The 15,871-nt window shown below is 67.8% G+C and carries 16 protein-coding genes; 9 read left to right on the top strand and 7 right to left on the bottom strand.

Translation table 11 applies throughout. The features are described from left to right. Positions 1-5: 5 nt before the first annotated feature. Together P7V53_RS20880 and dctP are read right to left on the bottom strand one after the other, a co-directional pair. Complete coding sequence (locus P7V53_RS20880; RefSeq protein WP_280151436.1) at positions 6-575, bottom strand: TRAP transporter small permease; 570 nt, start codon at positions 573-575, stop codon at positions 6-8. Beyond that, positions 572-1,546: a TRAP transporter substrate-binding protein DctP gene (gene dctP / locus P7V53_RS20875; RefSeq protein WP_280151435.1), complete on the bottom strand. Its 975-nt coding sequence runs from the start codon at positions 1,544-1,546 to the stop codon at positions 572-574. Before dctP ends, P7V53_RS20880 begins: the two co-directional genes overlap by 4 nt. A gap of 203 nt (positions 1,547-1,749) precedes the next feature. Here dctP and P7V53_RS20870 point away from each other — a divergent pair, with 203 nt between their 5' ends. Genes P7V53_RS20870 through P7V53_RS20850 form a run of 5 tightly spaced genes read left to right on the top strand, consistent with a single transcriptional unit; the run spans position 1,750 to position 6,238 of the window. After that, positions 1,750-2,751, top strand: coding sequence for a cyclase family protein (locus P7V53_RS20870; RefSeq protein WP_280151434.1), 1,002 nt, complete (start codon positions 1,750-1,752; stop codon positions 2,749-2,751). 49 nt (positions 2,752-2,800) lie between these two features. Next, positions 2,801-4,033, top strand: coding sequence for a helix-turn-helix domain-containing protein (locus tag P7V53_RS20865; protein ID WP_280151433.1), 1,233 nt, complete (start codon positions 2,801-2,803; stop codon positions 4,031-4,033). Between the two features lie 47 nt (positions 4,034-4,080). After that, entirely contained in the window at positions 4,081-4,770 is a 690-nt protein-coding gene (locus tag P7V53_RS20860) for a hypothetical protein (protein WP_280151432.1), read from the top strand. Positions 4,771-4,805: 35 nt separating this feature from the next. Next, positions 4,806-5,576, top strand: coding sequence for a thioredoxin family protein (locus tag P7V53_RS20855; protein WP_280151431.1), 771 nt, complete (start codon positions 4,806-4,808; stop codon positions 5,574-5,576). Between the two features lie 32 nt (positions 5,577-5,608). Beyond that, positions 5,609-6,238 carry a hypothetical protein gene (locus P7V53_RS20850; RefSeq protein WP_280151430.1) on the top strand — a complete coding sequence of 210 codons (630 nt, stop codon included), beginning with the start codon at positions 5,609-5,611 and terminating at the stop codon, positions 6,236-6,238. 235 nt (positions 6,239-6,473) lie between these two features. Here the strand turns inward: P7V53_RS20850 and P7V53_RS20845 are convergent, their stop codons facing one another. Then, positions 6,474-6,830 (bottom strand): hypothetical protein, encoded by a 357-nt coding sequence (locus tag P7V53_RS20845; protein ID WP_280151429.1) that lies wholly within the window; start codon positions 6,828-6,830, stop codon positions 6,474-6,476. A 606-nt stretch (positions 6,831-7,436) separates the two neighbouring features. On the opposite strand from P7V53_RS20845, the gene P7V53_RS20840 reads away from it, so the two are divergent. The 3 genes from P7V53_RS20840 to P7V53_RS20830 all read left to right on the top strand — a co-directional run bounded on the left by P7V53_RS20840 (position 7,437) and on the right by P7V53_RS20830 (position 8,581). After that, the gene (locus P7V53_RS20840) at positions 7,437-7,832 is read left to right on the top strand and encodes a cupin (RefSeq protein WP_280151428.1); all 396 of its coding nucleotides are present in this window, start codon (positions 7,437-7,439) and stop codon (positions 7,830-7,832) included. A 32-nt stretch (positions 7,833-7,864) separates the two neighbouring features. Beyond that, positions 7,865-8,269 carry a DUF1801 domain-containing protein gene (locus P7V53_RS20835; protein WP_280151427.1) on the top strand — a complete coding sequence of 135 codons (405 nt, stop codon included), beginning with the start codon at positions 7,865-7,867 and terminating at the stop codon, positions 8,267-8,269. A gap of 66 nt (positions 8,270-8,335) precedes the next feature. Beyond that, positions 8,336-8,581 carry a hypothetical protein gene (locus P7V53_RS20830; protein WP_348273442.1) on the top strand — a complete coding sequence of 82 codons (246 nt, stop codon included), beginning with the start codon at positions 8,336-8,338 and terminating at the stop codon, positions 8,579-8,581. 41 nt (positions 8,582-8,622) lie between these two features. On the opposite strand, the gene P7V53_RS20825 is transcribed toward P7V53_RS20830, so the two are convergent. The 4 genes from P7V53_RS20825 to P7V53_RS20810 all read right to left on the bottom strand — a co-directional run bounded on the left by P7V53_RS20825 (position 8,623) and on the right by P7V53_RS20810 (position 10,844). Then, entirely contained in the window at positions 8,623-8,916 is a 294-nt protein-coding gene (locus P7V53_RS20825) for a hypothetical protein (RefSeq protein WP_280151425.1), read from the bottom strand. Positions 8,917-9,003: 87 nt separating this feature from the next. Further along, positions 9,004-9,318: a hypothetical protein gene (locus tag P7V53_RS20820; protein ID WP_280151424.1), complete on the bottom strand. Its 315-nt coding sequence runs from the start codon at positions 9,316-9,318 to the stop codon at positions 9,004-9,006. A 159-nt stretch (positions 9,319-9,477) separates the two neighbouring features. After that, positions 9,478-9,930, bottom strand: coding sequence for a type VI secretion system tube protein Hcp (locus P7V53_RS20815; RefSeq protein WP_280151423.1), 453 nt, complete (start codon positions 9,928-9,930; stop codon positions 9,478-9,480). Between the two features lie 11 nt (positions 9,931-9,941). Then, positions 9,942-10,844, bottom strand: coding sequence for a type VI secretion system ImpA family N-terminal domain-containing protein (locus tag P7V53_RS20810; RefSeq protein ID WP_280151422.1), 903 nt, complete (start codon positions 10,842-10,844; stop codon positions 9,942-9,944). Positions 10,845-10,915: 71 nt separating this feature from the next. Between P7V53_RS20810 and P7V53_RS20805 the strand changes: the two genes are divergently transcribed. Further along, positions 10,916-15,655, top strand: a complete 4,740-nt coding sequence (locus P7V53_RS20805) for an NB-ARC domain-containing protein (protein ID WP_280151421.1) — start codon at positions 10,916-10,918, stop codon at positions 15,653-15,655. Positions 15,656-15,871 lie beyond the last annotated feature (216 nt).

Below are 15,871 nucleotides of genomic sequence, written 5' to 3'. Positions count from 1 at the left end.
CGCGCTCATGCCGCGCTCACCGCGTCGCGCCGCGGCGCGTGGGCCGAATGGGCGAGCCGCCGCATGCGAAAGGCGAACTCGATGGCCAGGAGTGCGAAGCACGCCGGCAGCGGGGCGATGAACCACCACTCGGGCATGACGAGCGTCTTGATGGACAGCGCGTTGCCGGCGAGGCTGCGGGCGGCGGCGGCGCTGCCGTACCAGGTCATCCAGGCACAGCAGCCGAGCCCGAGCAGATCGGCGATCCACTCGCAGGCATACGCGAGCCTGGGCGGCAGCACGCGCAGCATGATGTCGACGCGGATGTGACGCCCTTCGCGCAGCAGCCACGGCGCCGCCAGCAAGGTGATGAGGTAGAGCAACAGCTCGGAGACCTCGTTGCTCCACGCAATGCCCCGAGGCAGGCCCGGCAGGACGACGTTGCGGGTGAGCACGTCGGCGCAGATGACGAGCATCATCGCCAGCAGCAACAGGCTGGCAACGAGCGCGAGCGCCTCGATCAGCGCGCCGTACACCGCCTCGCCGCGGCCGGGACCGGCGCTCGTGCGCTCCACGATCGCGCCGTCTGCGTTCACTTGGCGGTCAGCGTCTTCAGCTTCTGCGCGAAGTCGGGATTGGCCTTCATCGCCGTTGCCCAGCCCGCCTCGTAGGCCTTGTCGGTCCACGCCTTGGTGCCGGCGGCATCGAAGCGGATGGTCTGGATTCCGGCCTTCTCCTGGCGCGCGGTCTCGTCGGCGGCGTAGGTCTTCCAGAAGCCGTTCATCGCCTCGAGCGCGGCCACCTGCTTGTCGAGAAAGGCCTTCTGCCGCGTGTCGAGCTTGCGGTAGGCATCGACGTTCATCACGATGGAGACCTCGGCGTCGTAGAAGCCGGGGTCGACGCGGTACTTCGTCTTCTCGTGCCAATTGAGGTCGAAGATGCCGCCGATCGGCCAGCCGTAGCCGTCGACGACGTTGCGCTCGAGCGCGGTGTAGACCTCGCCCGGCGGCGTGGTCACGACGCTGGCGCCCAGGCCGGCGAAGAAGTCGCGGTAGACCGGCGTGATGCGGATCTTGAGCCCGGTGAGATCGGGCTTGTCGATCTTCTTGTTCAGGTAGAGATGGAAGGGCTGGTTCTCGACCATGCGCCCCAGGTAGACCATGTTCGCCTTCTGCATCCACAGCTCGTTGATGGCCGCGAAGGCGCCGTTGCGCCGCTGCTCGGCTACCGGAACCTGCGTCAGCTTGAGGAAGTCGGCCTCGGGCATCACGTTGGTGTAGAAGGCGCCGGTCGACAGCGCCATGTCGACCACGCCCGACTTGACCGCATTGCCGACTTCGAAGGTCGGGATCGCCTTGGGGCCGCCGATGAAGTTGATCTGCAGCGTGCCCTTGCCCTCGCTGTTGAACGTCTGCAGCCACTTCTGCAGGTGCTGGACGTAGATGCCGTTCTCGGCGAAGGCACTCACCATGCGCAGCGTGGCCTCCTGCGCTGCGACGAGGCCGGGCGCGAGCATCGCGGCGACGACGAACAGGAAGCGGCTCGGCGAGGTGCGATGGGCTGTCATGGCGAGTCCTCGAGGCGTCAGCGCGCAGGCGCGGGAAGACGGTCGCATGACCGCCCGCCGAAAGTGTCGCGCTGCTGAGCGCAGGGGCGGAGCGGGTTTGTCTGGAGGCGCGCGCGGCGTGGGCGCACGTACACCGAGTTGCCATATCCCGGCCCGGGGCGCATGCTGGCCCCGGCACATGCCGACGACCGAGGAGACACTCCATGAACAGATTCGACTCTGCGACGCGGCGCAGCGGATGGGCTGTGCGCGCTGCCGTTTTCATCGTCACCTGCGCCGCGCTGGCAGCGCCGGCCGTGCAGGCCGGCGAGCGCGACGAGCACGATCGCAGCGGCGGCCCCGAGCTGTGGAACGTCGCTCGCAAGGCGCGCGTGATCGATCTCTCGCACACCTGGGACGCGAGCTCGCCGATCGCCTCGGTGAATCCGCCCTACGCCTTCACGCTGTCCGCCACGCATGCCAACACCCGCGGTGCCTTCAACGACGGCGGCCAGCTGTCCTTCACGGCCGAGATCATGCAGTGGAGCGGCCAGCACGGCGCGCCGAGCATCGATGCCATCGGCCACATCGGCCGCGACGGCAAGCTCTTCGGCGGCGTGGATGCGGCGGCCGCCACCGCCGACCTGTCGGGCCTGGGGGCCAGCGGGGTTGGCGCACACCTTGCGATCGACCAGTTCCCGAACGAGCTGATGGTCAATCGCGGGGTCCTGCTCGACGTCGCGCGCATGGTGCAGGGCGACTCGACCCCGCTGCCGCCGGCCTTCGAGATCACCGCCAGGCACCTCGAGGAAGCAGCTCAGAAGCAACGCGTGAAGCTGCGCCCGGGGGACACGGTGTTCATCCGCACGGGGTGGGGGGCCTACTTCTCCGCGCAGCCGGCGCTGTATGCCGGCGGCTCGTCTCCCGGACCCGGCCTCGACGCGGCGGAGTTCCTCATCCGCCACGGCGCGCGGGTGGTGGGCGACGACACGCTCACGTTCGAGCAGCGGCCGCCCATTGCGACCGTGAACGGCAAGCTGCAGGTCTTTCCGGTGCACATGCGGCTGATCGCCGACAGCGGCATCTTCATCATCGAGAACCTCGATCTCGAGGAGCTGTCGGCGGCCCGCGCCTACGAGTTCACGGTGGTCACTCCGCCGTTGAAGGTGCGCGGCGGCACGGGCTCGGCCCTGCGCGCGTTCGCGCTCGTGCGGCAGAGGGACTGAGCGCGCGCTGGCGCCGCACTCGTGGCGCGGCGCGCGGTAACCTGTCGCGATGGATTCCCTCATCGCGGCCGCCGCGCGCGCCCTCGTCGCCGGCGACGCGATCGGCGCGCTCAAGCGCGTGAGCCTTCGCGACGACCCGCCGGCGCTCGCCTTGCGCGGCATCGCCATGGCCCAGCTCGGCGAACACCCGCGGGCCCGCGACCTGCTGCGGCGCGCCGCCCGCGGCTTCGGTGCCCACGAGCAGCTGTACCGCGCGCGCTGCGTCGTCGCCGAGGCGGAAGTGGCCCTCGCGACCCGCGATCTCAACGGATCGCCGCGCGCGCTGGCCGCGGCGCTGTCCACGCTGGAGGCGCATGCCGATCGCGCGAACGCACTGCACGCACGGCTGATCGCCGTGCGCCGGCTGCTGCTGCTCGGGCGCATCGACGAAGCTGCGGCGGCGCTGGCGCAAGTCGACACGAGCCGTGTGCCGCCGTCGTTGTCGGCAGTGGCCGAGCTCGCCGCGGCCGAGCTCGCGATGCGCTCGCTGCGCACGCAGCCGGCGCGTGATGCGCTGGCGCGAGCGCAGGAAGCGGCGGAGCGTGCGGGCATCCCTGCGTTGGTGGCCGAGGCCGCCGAGGCGCGCGCCGTGCTCGAACGTCCGGCGGCCCGGCGCCTGCACGCGGGCGGGCCGGACCAGCCGCTGCGGCTGGACCAGGTCGAGGACCTGCTCGACTCCGGCGCGCTGGTGGTCGACGCCTGCCGCCGCGGCCTGCGGGCCGGCGGCATCTGGCTGCCGCTGTCGCGCCGCCCGGTGCTGTTCGCGCTGGCGCGGGCGCTCGCGCAGGCATGGCCCGGCGACGTCGACCGCGGCACGCTCATCGCCTGCGCCTTCCGCACGCGCCGGCCCGACGAGACCCACCGCGCGCGCCTGCGTGTCGAGATCGGCCGCCTGCGCGCGCTCGCGGCACCGCTGGCGCGCATCGAGGCCAGTGCACGCGGCTTCGCGCTCACGCCCTTGCAGGCGAACGGCGCGCAGGACGTCGTGGTGCTGGTGCCGCCGATCGACGGCGACGAGGCCTCGCTGCTCGCGCTGCTGGCCGACGGCGCCGCCTGGTCCACGTCGGCCCTGGCATTGGCGCTCGGGGCGAGCCAGCGCACGGTGCAGCGCGCGCTGGTCGACCTGCAAGGGGCGCAGCGGGTGCGCGCCATCGGTCGGGCGCGCGCGCAGCGCTGGCTGGCGCCGCCGCTGGCCGGATTCACGACGATCTTGTTACTCCCCGCGGCGCTGCCACTCACGTAGATTTGCTTCGACGGCGCATCGCTGAAGCGCCGAAAAGGAGCAAGACGATGAGCACTTCCCGACACACGGCCGGCGAGAAGGAGAAGACGACGCCACCGGTGCGCGCCGCCGAGATCGTGCGCGAGTACGGTCCCTTCGAAGGCGCCTCGCAGATCCACGGCGTCACCCACGACGGGCATCGGGTGTGGGCCGCCACCGGCGCCACGCTGGTGGCCTTCGATCCGGCGAGCGGCCAGGTCGCGCGCACGCTGGCACACGCCGGCGACGCCGGCACCGCCTTCGACGGCAAGCATCTCTACCAGGTCGCCGAGGCCCGCATCGACAAGATCGATCCGGCCACCGGCGACGTGCTCGCGTCGATTCCGGCGCCCGGGCACGGTCGCGACTCGGGTCTCGCGTGGGCCGAGGGCAGCCTGTGGGTCGGGCAGTACCGCGACCGCAAGATCCACCAGATCGATCCCGAGACGGGCGCGATCCTGCGCACCATCGAATCCAACCGCTTCGTGACCGGCGTCACCTGGGTCGACGGGGAACTGTGGCACGGCACCTGGGACGGCGACCAAAGCGAGATCCGCCGGGTCGATCCCCGCAGCGGTGCGGTGCTCGAGCGCCTCGAGATGCCGCCCGGCACCGGTGTCAGCGGCATGGAGTCCGACGGGGCCGACCTGTTCTATTGCGGCGGCGGATCGAGCGGCAAGGTGCGCGCCGTCCGGCGTCCGAAGACTGCGAAACGATGAAGTCCATTGACAGTGTCACCAGGAGCACACCGATCATGAACACCGCCACCCATGAAGCGAACACCGTGAACCATTCCGTCGTCTCGAAGGACCGCTGGCTCGCCGAGCGCAAGGCGCTGCTGGCGCGCGAGAAGGAGCTGACGCACCTGCGCGACCAGGTCGCGCGCGAGCGCCGCGCGCTGCCATGGATGCGCGTCGACAAGCGCTACGTGTTCGACACGCCAAAGGGCCCGCGCACCCTCGACGAGCTGTTCGAAGGCCGCCGCCAGCTGCTCGTGCAGCACTTCATGTTCGGGCCGGGCTGGGAGCAGGGGTGCCCCAGCTGCTCCTTCATGGCCGACCACAGCGACGGCATGAACGTGCACCTGGCGCATCGCGACGTCACGCTGCTGGCCGTCTCACGCGCCCCGCTCGCGGACATCGAGCGCTTTCGTGAGCGCATGGGCTGGCAATTCAAGTGGGTCTCCTCGCATGGCAGCGACTTCAACTTCGACTTCGGCGTCAGCTTCACGCCGCAGGAACTGGCCCGGGGCGAGCTCCACTACAACTACGGCGCGTGGCGGATCCTGTCGGAGGAGCTGCCCGGCATCAGCGTGTTCTACAGGAACGACGCAGGCGACGTCTTCCACACCTACTCGACCTACGGGCGGGGCGTGGAGGCGATGATGGGCACCTACAACCTGCTCGACCTCACGCCCAAGGGACGCGACGAGCACGACGGGGTCTACAAGATGGATTGGGTGCGCCACCACGACCGGTACGAGCCGGCGCCGCAAGCCGGTTCGTGCTGCGCCTCGCACACCTGAGTCGACCCGAGCCACGCCCGGATGCATGTGCCATGGCGACCCTGTGGCCGTGGCTGGCGATCGCCGGTCTCGGCGCCCTGCATGGACTGAGCCCGGCCAACGGCTGGATGTTCGCCGCCGCCTGGGCCGCGGGTGCCAACGACAGGTCCCAGGTGCGGCGCGCGCTGATGCCCATCGCGCTCGGGCACGCCGCCGCGGTGGCGCTCGTGGCGTGGGCCACGGCGAAGGGCGCCTCGATGGACCGCGCGCAGGTGCAGGGCTTGGCCGGTGCGCTGCTCGTCGCCGGGGCGTCGTTTCGCTGGCTGCGCGGCACCGGTCGCTGCACGCCCATCGCCACGCAGGCGTGTCACGTCGGCCTGGCGCTGTGGTCCTTTCTGATGGCGACGGCACACGGCGCCGGGATGATGCTGGTCCCCGCGCTCGTGCCACTGTGCCTGGCGGACAACCCGGCGCGTGAGCTCACGGCATCGGGGTCGATGGCGGTGGCGCTGGCGGCGGTCGGGGTGCACACGGCCGCGATGCTGGCCACCACCGGCCTCATCGCCGCCGGCGTGTGCCGTGGCGTGAACGCGTGTGTCCCGCGGATGGGCGGGAATGCCGTGCGCCAGTGGTGGACGCTGGCGCTCGCGGTCACCGGCGTGATGCTGATGATGCTTTGCTGAAGTGTTTTCTCGAGCGACCCGGCGATCGCCCAATCATTGAGGTCGGAGATGGCGACCTCGGCGCGGCGGAGCGCCATCACGGCCCGGCGCAACGAATCGTCGGACTCGAACGCGCGTTCGACGGCCATGTGCGCCAGCATGAGCGCGCGCTCACCGATCCTGCGGCGCGGGTTCGGCGCGCCATGCGGCGCGACACAAGTCGGCGGCAGCAGTGCCGGCCCCTTCCACGGCTGGCTCAGGCCTTGGCCGGGGCTGGCAGAGGGAACAACTCCATGACCTCGATCGACGACTCCGGAATCTGCAAGTGCGGGTGATCCTGGAAGTCCCTGGCTACGGCTTCCTTGGTCTCGCCCTGCACGATGGCGTACATCACCAAGGCGTTGCGCGCATCGGAAGCACTGCCCTGGATGACACGCACCGCCTTGCCCAGACCCGCGCCGGGATCACTGAACATTCTCGAGCGGCTGCTCATCCACTCCTGAATCTCGCGCGACATCCTTTCCTCTTCGGATTTGCGGGCTTCGGGAGGCGTCTTCATCCACTCGTCCATGACCGAAGGCGGGATCAGGTAAAGGACCAGGAATTTCTTCATGCTGCACTCCTTGAAAGGCAATGACCGAGCCTTTCAGCAACCAGCGGGCAACTGGCGCGCCCACGCAACGTGAACGCCCAGGCCAGTCCGTGGCACAGTTGTCGACATCGATTCCTCCAGGGCAAACCATGCTTGTCGGAACCTGTCACTGCGGCGCTGTCACGATCGAGTTGCCATCTGCCCCCGAGAAGGCCACGAGCTGCAATTGCTCCATCTGCAGGCGCCTGGGTACCCTCTGGGCCTACTACGAGTTCGGCACTGTCCGCATAGCGGGTCATCCTGAGAAAACCCAGGAATACATTCAAGGCGACAGAACCCTCAAGACAGTGCGTTGCGCCACTTGCGGCTGCACAACGCATTGGGAACCGCTGAATCCGGAACCGGGTGCTCACCAGGGCGTGAACCTGCGGAATTTCGACCCGAAGATCCTCGAGTCCATTCGAGTCCGGCGATTCGACGGCGCGGACACATGGAAATTCCTGGATTGACCAGGTTGAAGAGAATGCGGCCTGACCTCCATCGAACGGATGCTTCCAGCCGGCGTCGCCGCCTGAGAGCGCCGCGGTGGATCATCAGGCGGTCGTCATCAACGGCGCGGAGCGATTCATGGCCCTGGACCCTGCTCAGTCGTACGTTCACCTCGCCCCCAACGGGTCGAGCCAGATCCTTGCGGGTGGCGAGCAGTTCTGGTCGCTTCCGGAAGGGGAGGCCGCGCTCTACGGTCGAGGGTGGCTCATCTCCGAATTCGAGTGCTCATCGGATTGGGCAAACTGGGAAATGCACCCCGGAGCCGATGAGTTCGTGTACTTGCTCTGCGGCTCGGCGCTGCTGCTGCTCGAACAGCCCGAAGGCGTACAAACGATTCCTCTGGAGGGGCGCGCTGCCGTCGTGGTGCCCAAGGGCGTTTGGCACACGGCCAAGGTGCTCGCGCCCAGTCGAATGCTGTTTGTCACCATGGGCGCGGGCACTCAGCATCGCCCGGTTGCAGCCGACGCCGCCTGAGCATTCCGTCGAGCCGATTCAAGGACGTTTGCATGGTGCCTGCATTTCTCAGATTTGACGGAGCAGTGGAAAGCGAGCCTGCGATTGACAAGTGGCTGGACATGCAGCCGAGCGTGCTGGGCTCCATTGCGCGAAGGTGGTTCGCGGTGATGCGCGGTTGTGGCACTGATGTTCGGGAACTCATGCACGACGGATGCCCCACCGTGTGCGTGACAGACGCGCCGTTTGCCTATGTCAATGTCTACAAGGCCCACGTCAACGTGGGCTTCTTCCACGGCGCAGCGCTGGCAGACCCAGCGGGTCTGCTGGAGGGGACAGGCAAGTTCATGCGACACGTGAAGCTCAAGCCCGGCCTTGCCGTTGACGGCGCATCGCTCGAAGCACTCATCGACGCCGCGCATGAGGACATCGTCGCCAGGCTCGACATATCCGAGTGAGCCATCCAGCGGCGCCGTCCGCTCCACACCCCCCTCATGCCAGATGCGCACCACATGGAAACTCTCTTGAACGCCACGCAGTGGCCCGCCATGGTCGTCACCCTCCTGGCCGCCTGGCTGGTCGCATCACAAAACAGGCGCAAACGAAACTGGGGCTTCTGGTTCTTCATGGCGAGCAACGTCCTGTGGATCGTCTGGGGTTGGCACGCCCAGGCCTACGCGCTCATTGTTTTGCAGCTGGGGCTATTGGCACTCAACCTGCGGGGTGCCAGCAAGAACGAGCCTTCGGTCGACGGGAAGAGCAATACCTGACCCATCCATCGGGCGAGTCGTGAACAGTCGCCCGCCAAGAGTCACTCGATCCCACTGCTCGTCTGGCGTTGCAAAGCCGCCAGTTCCTGGATCAGCTTGTCGATGCGCACGAGGAAGGCTTCCCGGCTCGCATGTGGGCTGCCGGTGATCAGGTCGGACGCATGCTCGGCCAGCACGAGGTCGCCCGCATCGCGAGCCCAACGACGGACTTCGCAGTACGCCACCAATGCCAGGCGACCCAGATCGTCGCGCCTGCGGGCATGGCGCAGGTCAGCGAGCAGGTCCTCGAGATTCAATTGCAGGTTCCGGGCGGAAGGCATGTTGCACTGCAGCATGCGACCCGCGGCTGACGCGTCACTGACGCGGTCGAGGGCGCCTTTCCGCTCCCGAAGAGGCGCCGGCCCACTGCGCGCCGGCCCGTTTCACTCGCACGAGCCGATCGGCGTGGCGACGATGCGCTGATAGAAGGTCATGTTCTTGCCGCCCAGGCGCACATGGAGCATGCCGACGAGCTTCTCCGGTGCGAATTGCCACTGCGCATCGCCGGTGGTGGCGCGGCCGCCATCGCATTGCAGTGCATAGGTTGCCGCGTCTTGGGATTCGAATGACTTGACCAGCCTGCAGCCCTGCAGCGACACGTCGTGGAGCATCCAGAATTCCCGCGACAAGTCCCGCGGGTCGATGCAGCGCGTCACCGTCACGGTCGCGTAGCGCAGGTTTTCGTCGAGGTGCGGCATGCCGGTGAGCGTCGTCACCTCGTAGCGTCGAGACGTTGCAGCGTCTGTCGCTGTGGCGCCATGGTGAATATGGCCGAGCACCAAGAGCGCAAGCAGGCAGCCGGATCGGCGGCTATGGCCCATGGTTGATCTTCTTCCGGGCTGCCCAAGGTACGCGGTCTAGCGATGAACCGCGGATCCGCCGAATTCGTAGCCGAATTCGATGATGTCGAGAGGGCGGCCATCGGGACCTTGCGGCTGGTATTCCATCTTGAGCCGGCGGTAGCTCAGCACGATCATCTCCATGGGAGGCCCGTCTGCCCCCGAACCGGACACTTGCATCGACTCCACGCGCACATCGCCGAGCGTCAACCGCAGGATGAAGAACCGAAACGGACCCGCGCGTTCCACCGTCAGCACCGCCTCCGTGGGCAGGCGGTTCACGTGCAACGCAAGAATCAGCGGGGACGCTGCATCCACGTTCTTCGTGAGGGACAGGCCGCAGGCCATGCGCTGGTCACTGTCGACGTTGGACTCCCACGACCACGACAACACATCGATCTCGCCCGCATGGTCGATGGTCACGCTCTCGCCGGAGATATCACAGAGCTTGAGGTAGGAATCCGCTGGCATGCATGGTCCTCTCAGATTTCGTTCACTTCGGGTTCACAGCAGTCCCCCCAGATGATCCGGCGAGCGCGTCGAAGCAGCAGGCGGGCCGGGTGACGGGGGTCTGTGCGCGCCAACCACGCATCGATGCGATCCAGCTGCGCCAGGGCTTGATGCGTCGATTCGATCCGCAGGGGTTGTCGCAAGGGTCGGATGAAGGCGCTCGATGCGTTCACGGCTTGCGCGGCATTCTCGAAAGCCTGGGTCAGGCCCAGCAGGTGTTCGAACTCGCCTTCGCGTGCGCCAGCTTCGTCGAAGCCATACCGGGCGATCCACTGCGCGGTCTCGTGGATCTCGCATAGCGCCTGCAGGACCTGCGGCGCGCTTTCGGCGATGCGGCGTAGCTCCTCCAGTGCATCGAAGGTCCCGATGGGCTCGGAATCTCCGGCCAACAGCGGTGAGAACTCCACCTCGATGTGGCGGCCGGTCAGATCGAAACCGCGCGCCACCGCCGTGGCCCTGATGTCGGCCAGCACCTCGCCCTCCGCGATCCGGCGCAGCGAATTCAGCAGCAGAACTTCATCCTCGGGATCGTCGGGATGCGCGCGAGGATGGAGTTGCTTGCCGTAGCGATCGAGCAGGCATGCCGCCAGGCGCAGCCCGTCGGCGAGGCCCAGAACACCATCGCGATGCACTGCGGCGCGCAGCCATGCCGCTGCGAACCTCAGATCCTTGCTGCGCGTCAGAAGCGCTTGCGCCCGATGCTGCACGTCTTCCCAGTCCACCTCGGACGGCGGGTAGATGCGCTCGCCATATTGCGCTTCGGGTCGCACGACGAGAGCGCGTTCCAGTTCCAGGGCTTCGTCGTTGTACTCGACATCCGGTCCGCAGGGATCGTCTCCCGCGATCGGTGCCAGCAGATTGTCGAGGTCCGTCATGCAAGAGCAGATGAATGGCACAGGGTGTATTCGCTAGTATCCGCGTCAAGCACAGCCCGTAGCAAGACGACATGGACACACTCGGCAGCCCGCGTCTCACGGGACGTGCGACGCGACCGCAAGTGCGAGGTGCCTCGCCCCGTCTCGGCGTCTTCATCTCGTATGCACGCGTGGACGGCACCCAGCTCGCCGAGCGGCTTCGCCAGGCTTTCATGGACGCCGGCCTGTCGGTGTGGCAGGACATCCCCGAGATCGAGGTCGGCGACGACTGGTGGCTGCAAATCAGGCAGGCGCTCGATCGCGTCGAGTACCTGGTGCTGGTGATGACCGAAGGCGCGCTCGCCTCGGAGGTGGTTCGACGCGAATGCCAGTACGCCCGCCAGCAGGGAGTCGCTGTCTGTCCGGTGACAGCCGGCACGATGCAGTTCGCGGGTGCGGTTCCACGATGGCTGCGTTCGTTGCACTGGCACGCCGGTGAGAATCTGCAGCGACTGATCGCCGAGCTGAACCGCTCGCCGAAGGTGCGGCGCGTGCCGTTCATGGCCGAAGCCGTGCCGGTCGACTACGTGCACCGGACCACCGAGTACGAGCAGCTGGTGCGGCTGCTGATCGAGCCGCAGCGCCACGAGCCGGTTGCCATCACGGCCGCCCTGCGCGGTGCCGGCGGCTATGGAAAGACCACGCTGGCCCGCGCGATCTGCCACGATCCCCGTGTTCTCGAAGTCTTCGACGATGGCGTCGTGTGGATCACGCTCGGTGAGCGGCCGGGGAGCGCAGACCTCCTCGATCGAGTCGTCGATCTGATCGAGACGCTCGACGGCGAGCGACCGGGCTTCGCCGGTCTCGATGCAGCCGCTGCACGCCTGCGCCAGTCGCTGGCGGACCGTCGGCTGCTCTTTGTCATCGACGACGTCTGGCACGCCGAGCACCTCGCGCCGTTTCTCAAGGGCGGACCTCAGTGCTCGCGGTTGATCACGACGCGCGACGGCGACACATTGCCGCCGGATGCCGGGCGCATCGCAGTCGACCAGATGAAGTCGAAGGAGGCAATGGCGCTCCTTGCCCAGGGCCTCCCGGCACTCCACCCGTCGCACCTGCGCACTCTCGCCGAGCGTCTGGGCGAATGGCCGCTGCTGCTGAAGCTGGCCAACGGCGTGCTGCGTCGTCGCATCGTGGAAGCGGCGCAGCCGCCCGACGAGGCGCTGGCATGGGTGGAGGAGGCGCTCGCCACGCGCGGTGTCTTCGCGTTCGATGCGCGAAATGCGGAGGATCGCAACCGCGCGGTCGCGCGCACCGTCCAGCTGAGTCTCGACGGGCTGAGTGCTTCCGAAACCGAGCGATTCTTCGACCTGGCGGTCTTTCCCGAGGACCTTGACATTCCGTTGCTCGAACTGGGCCGCTACTGGCACCTGCGGGGGCGGCTTCGTCCCTTCGAGGTCGAGGACTTCTGCCTGAGGCTGCACACGGTCTCGTTGCTGCAGCAAGTCAACCTCGAGACACGGACCGTGCGCCTGCACGATGCCATCCGCCACTTTCTTCTCGATGCGCACGACAGCGCCGTGCTGATGTCTCGACACGGTGCGCTCGTCGACGCGCTCGGCGAGGGCCGGCCCGCGGAACAGGCGGCTCTCTCGAACGAGTACCTGCTGAGGCATCTGGCCTATCACCTTGCAGCGGCCGGGCGGCTCGACGAGCTGGTGCGGGTCCTGAAGTCGGTCGACTTTGCGACGGCTCGCATCCATCGGCACCGATCGTGGTCGCTGCGTCAGGACCTGGCACTCGCCGCCGAGCTGGTCGTTTCAGATCCTCTGCTTCGCGCGATCGAACGCGAAGTGGGCCGATCCGCGCACGTGCTCGACGAGGTTCGCGATGTGCGCGAGTTGACGCAGACCTTGCGTTGCCGTCTCGCCCCGTTTGCCATGGAGGACGAGGGCGACGGGGCGTCGTCCGGCCCGGCCTTGCTGGCGCAATACCCGCTGCCTGCGCTGCACCCGGACCTGATGTTCGAACTTCGGCTGGACGCCGGCGTCCGCAGCCTCGCCTTCAACGTCGACGGCGAGCGGCTGCTCTGCGGCACCCGAGCGGGATGGGCGCAGGTCGTGGAGATGCGGACCGGCCGGCCACTGGCGCGGTTCTCCGGCCAGGGCGGCAAGATGAACGCGTGCATGTTCATGCCCGACGATCGGACCGCCGTGTCGGTTGGCGATGACGGTACACCCGCCATCTGGGACATGGCCACGGGCGCCAAGACGACCGACCTGGAAGCTTGCGGCTGCCGCCTGCTTTGCTGCGACATCGACCCGTCCGGGACGTGGCTGGCAGCGGGAGGTGCCGACAACCGCCTGCACCTCTGGGAGCTGTGCACCGGGCGTCGGCTGCATGCGCTCAAGGGGCATGCCGCGTCCATCGTGGCGTGCAACTTCGCAGCCGACGGCACGAGCGTGGTGACGGCAGCCGCCGATGGCCACTGGCGGATGTTCAACCTGAGCGATTTCTCATGCGCGCTCGTCGTGCCGGCGCATGCATTGCCGATCGCCACCGGCACCTTGGCCTACGGTGGGCATCGCTTCGTCACTGGCGCGGCCGACGGAAGACTGCGACTCTGGGACTGGCCGGGAGGTGCACTGATCGCGGACCTGGCGGCCCACCCCCGCGGCGTCCAATGCTCCGCGGCTGCTCGTCACAAGCCTTGGCTCATCTCGGGCGGCCACGATGGTGCGCTTCGGATCTGGAATTCCGACACGGGCTCGCTCCAGAAGACGATCGACACCGACGCACGGTTCGTGAGCGCGGTCGCGGTGGACCCGCATGCGCGCCACTTCGCCGCAGCCGGAGGCAGCGCCATCAGAGTCTGGCAACTCGGTGAACACGACGACGATCAGCCGCAGCATCGCCAGCGGCACGGTCGCATCGTGGCGTCCGCACCGGATGGCGCGCACCTGGTCACGTCGGACGCGAACCACGCCCTGTCCGTCTGGCATGGCGACCCTGCGCGGCAACACCGATTGGAGCCGGCGCTGGAGGGGCCGCTTGCGTGTGTCTGCGTGTCGCCGGACGGCCGATACGTTGCGGCCGCCCCGGACAACGGCCCCTTGCGCGTATGGCAGGCCGATGTTCAACGGCCTTGTCCGGTGCTGCTGGTACCGGCTTCGTCACCGGACGCCGAGGGTGCCGGCGTTCTCTGGTGCACCTTTGCTGACCGCGGCGAGGCATTGAGATGGCAGACGAGCGACGGACGCCTCCACGCTCATCGGATCGATCACGGCGCCGTCACGACGTCCCCGCAAATCGAACCCCTGGTCGACGCGATGCTTGCCAGGGATGGCGCGTGGCTGGCCGGCGTGGAGCGGAGATTCGATGACGTCGACCCGACCATCTGCATGGTCGATGCCGCCACGGGCCAGGTTTTCGCCTCCTTCACGGCCGACGAATCAGCCGGTCCCAGGCAAGTTGCACTGGCCGGCCACGTGGGTCCGGTCACGCGATGTGCCTTCAGCCGCGAGGGCCGCACCTTGATCTCCGCCTCCGACGACGGCAGTGCGATTCTTTGGGACTGTGAAACCGGCCTTCGACGCGCCACCTTCGGCGGCCATGGCCATTTCGTCTCGGGTGCCCTCCATGTCCCGGAAGGTCCTCATGTGTTCACCGCCTCGTGGAACGGCACGTGGAGCCGCTGGAGAGCGGAAGACGGGGTGCGCGACTTCTGCATCGAGGGGCATGCGGCCCCGATCGTCGATCTGGCTCTCGCTGCCGGCGCAAGCGTTCTCCTGACGGCTTCGTCCGATCGATCGGTCGCGCTGTGGAAACCGGACGGCACGCTGATACGTCGGCTGCCTGACCATCCGGCCGCGGTGACATGCGGCGCCTTGAACGAAGCCGGCACGCTGGCGGCGTCGGGCGATGCCGATGGCAACGTGACCCTGTGGGACACACGTTCCGGCGTGCCGCTGGCGACATGGCGACAGCACGAGCAGCAGGTGAACCGATGTACCTTCGACGCGAGCGCGCGATGGCTGGCCACCGGGTCGGACGACGGGACAACGTGTATTTGGGACGTCGAGACCCATCGCCTCCACCGTCGACTGAAATCGTCCTCGCGCCCGGTCGTCGATGTCGCGTTCCATCCGGATGGGAAGCGTGTTGCCGCACTGAGCTGGGAGCCGGGCATCGACGTGTGGGACATCCACTCCGGACTCCTTCAGAGCCGGGCTGGCCTGAAGGAATGGCCCAAGCTCGTGCAGTGCTGCGCGCTGTCGCCTGATGGCGAGACGCTGGCCGTCGCAACCGGCCATGCCATGCGCATCCTGCGGTTCAAGGACCTGGAGCCGATCGCCATGGTGCCGAGGATGCTGCATGTCGCCGGCGTGTCGGTGCAGCGCAAGCTGGTCGGCGTGCGCGTCGGCGACAGCTCGGCATGGTTCAGGGTGCCGGCGCCGGATTACGCCGGAACGGACGGTCAGGTCATTTGGGCCCGATGCGCCGTGACGGCAGACCGCCGTTCGGGCTTGCATTGGACGCAGGAAGACAGCTCCAACACCTGCCGCGTGTGGAGCACGCAGCACGGTGAGTTCGTGCTGAACTGGCCCGGACCGGAGGACCGGCCGTTGTCGTGCAGCCTGAGCGGCGACGGCCTGTTCGCTGCCTTCGTCTTCGAGTCGGGCGTCCTGCGCGTGGTCGACCTGCGCGGGCGTTGCTGGGTGGCGAGCCTGCACAGCGGCGACAAGCTGGACGCATGCTGCTGGCTGAAGGGCCGTGAGCGACTGGTGGCGTCGGGGACGCTGGGCCTTCACTGGCTGCGCTGGACAGGTTGAGGCGCGAGGCGCCGTCCCTCCGTCCTGGCCAGGCGAGGAAGGCGGGCAGGCGCCGTTGATCCACCCGACGCACGAAGTGGTACTGTCGGCCGAGGCGATGGCGGCTCGATCCAGCCCGGCCCGGTGCCAGGAGCAGTGCCACCTGTGCGGGCTTGCCGATTGCCCGCCATCTCACGATGACTTGATTCCCGGCGTGCGTTGCGCCCCGCGTTGTAA

Origin of the sequence: Piscinibacter sp. XHJ-5, from assembly GCF_029855045.1 — a bacterium.
GTDB lineage: Bacteria > Pseudomonadota > Gammaproteobacteria > Burkholderiales > Burkholderiaceae_C > Albitalea.
Note: the sequence above shows the minus strand (reverse complement) of the source record. Positions and strands in the feature narration are given on the sequence as shown.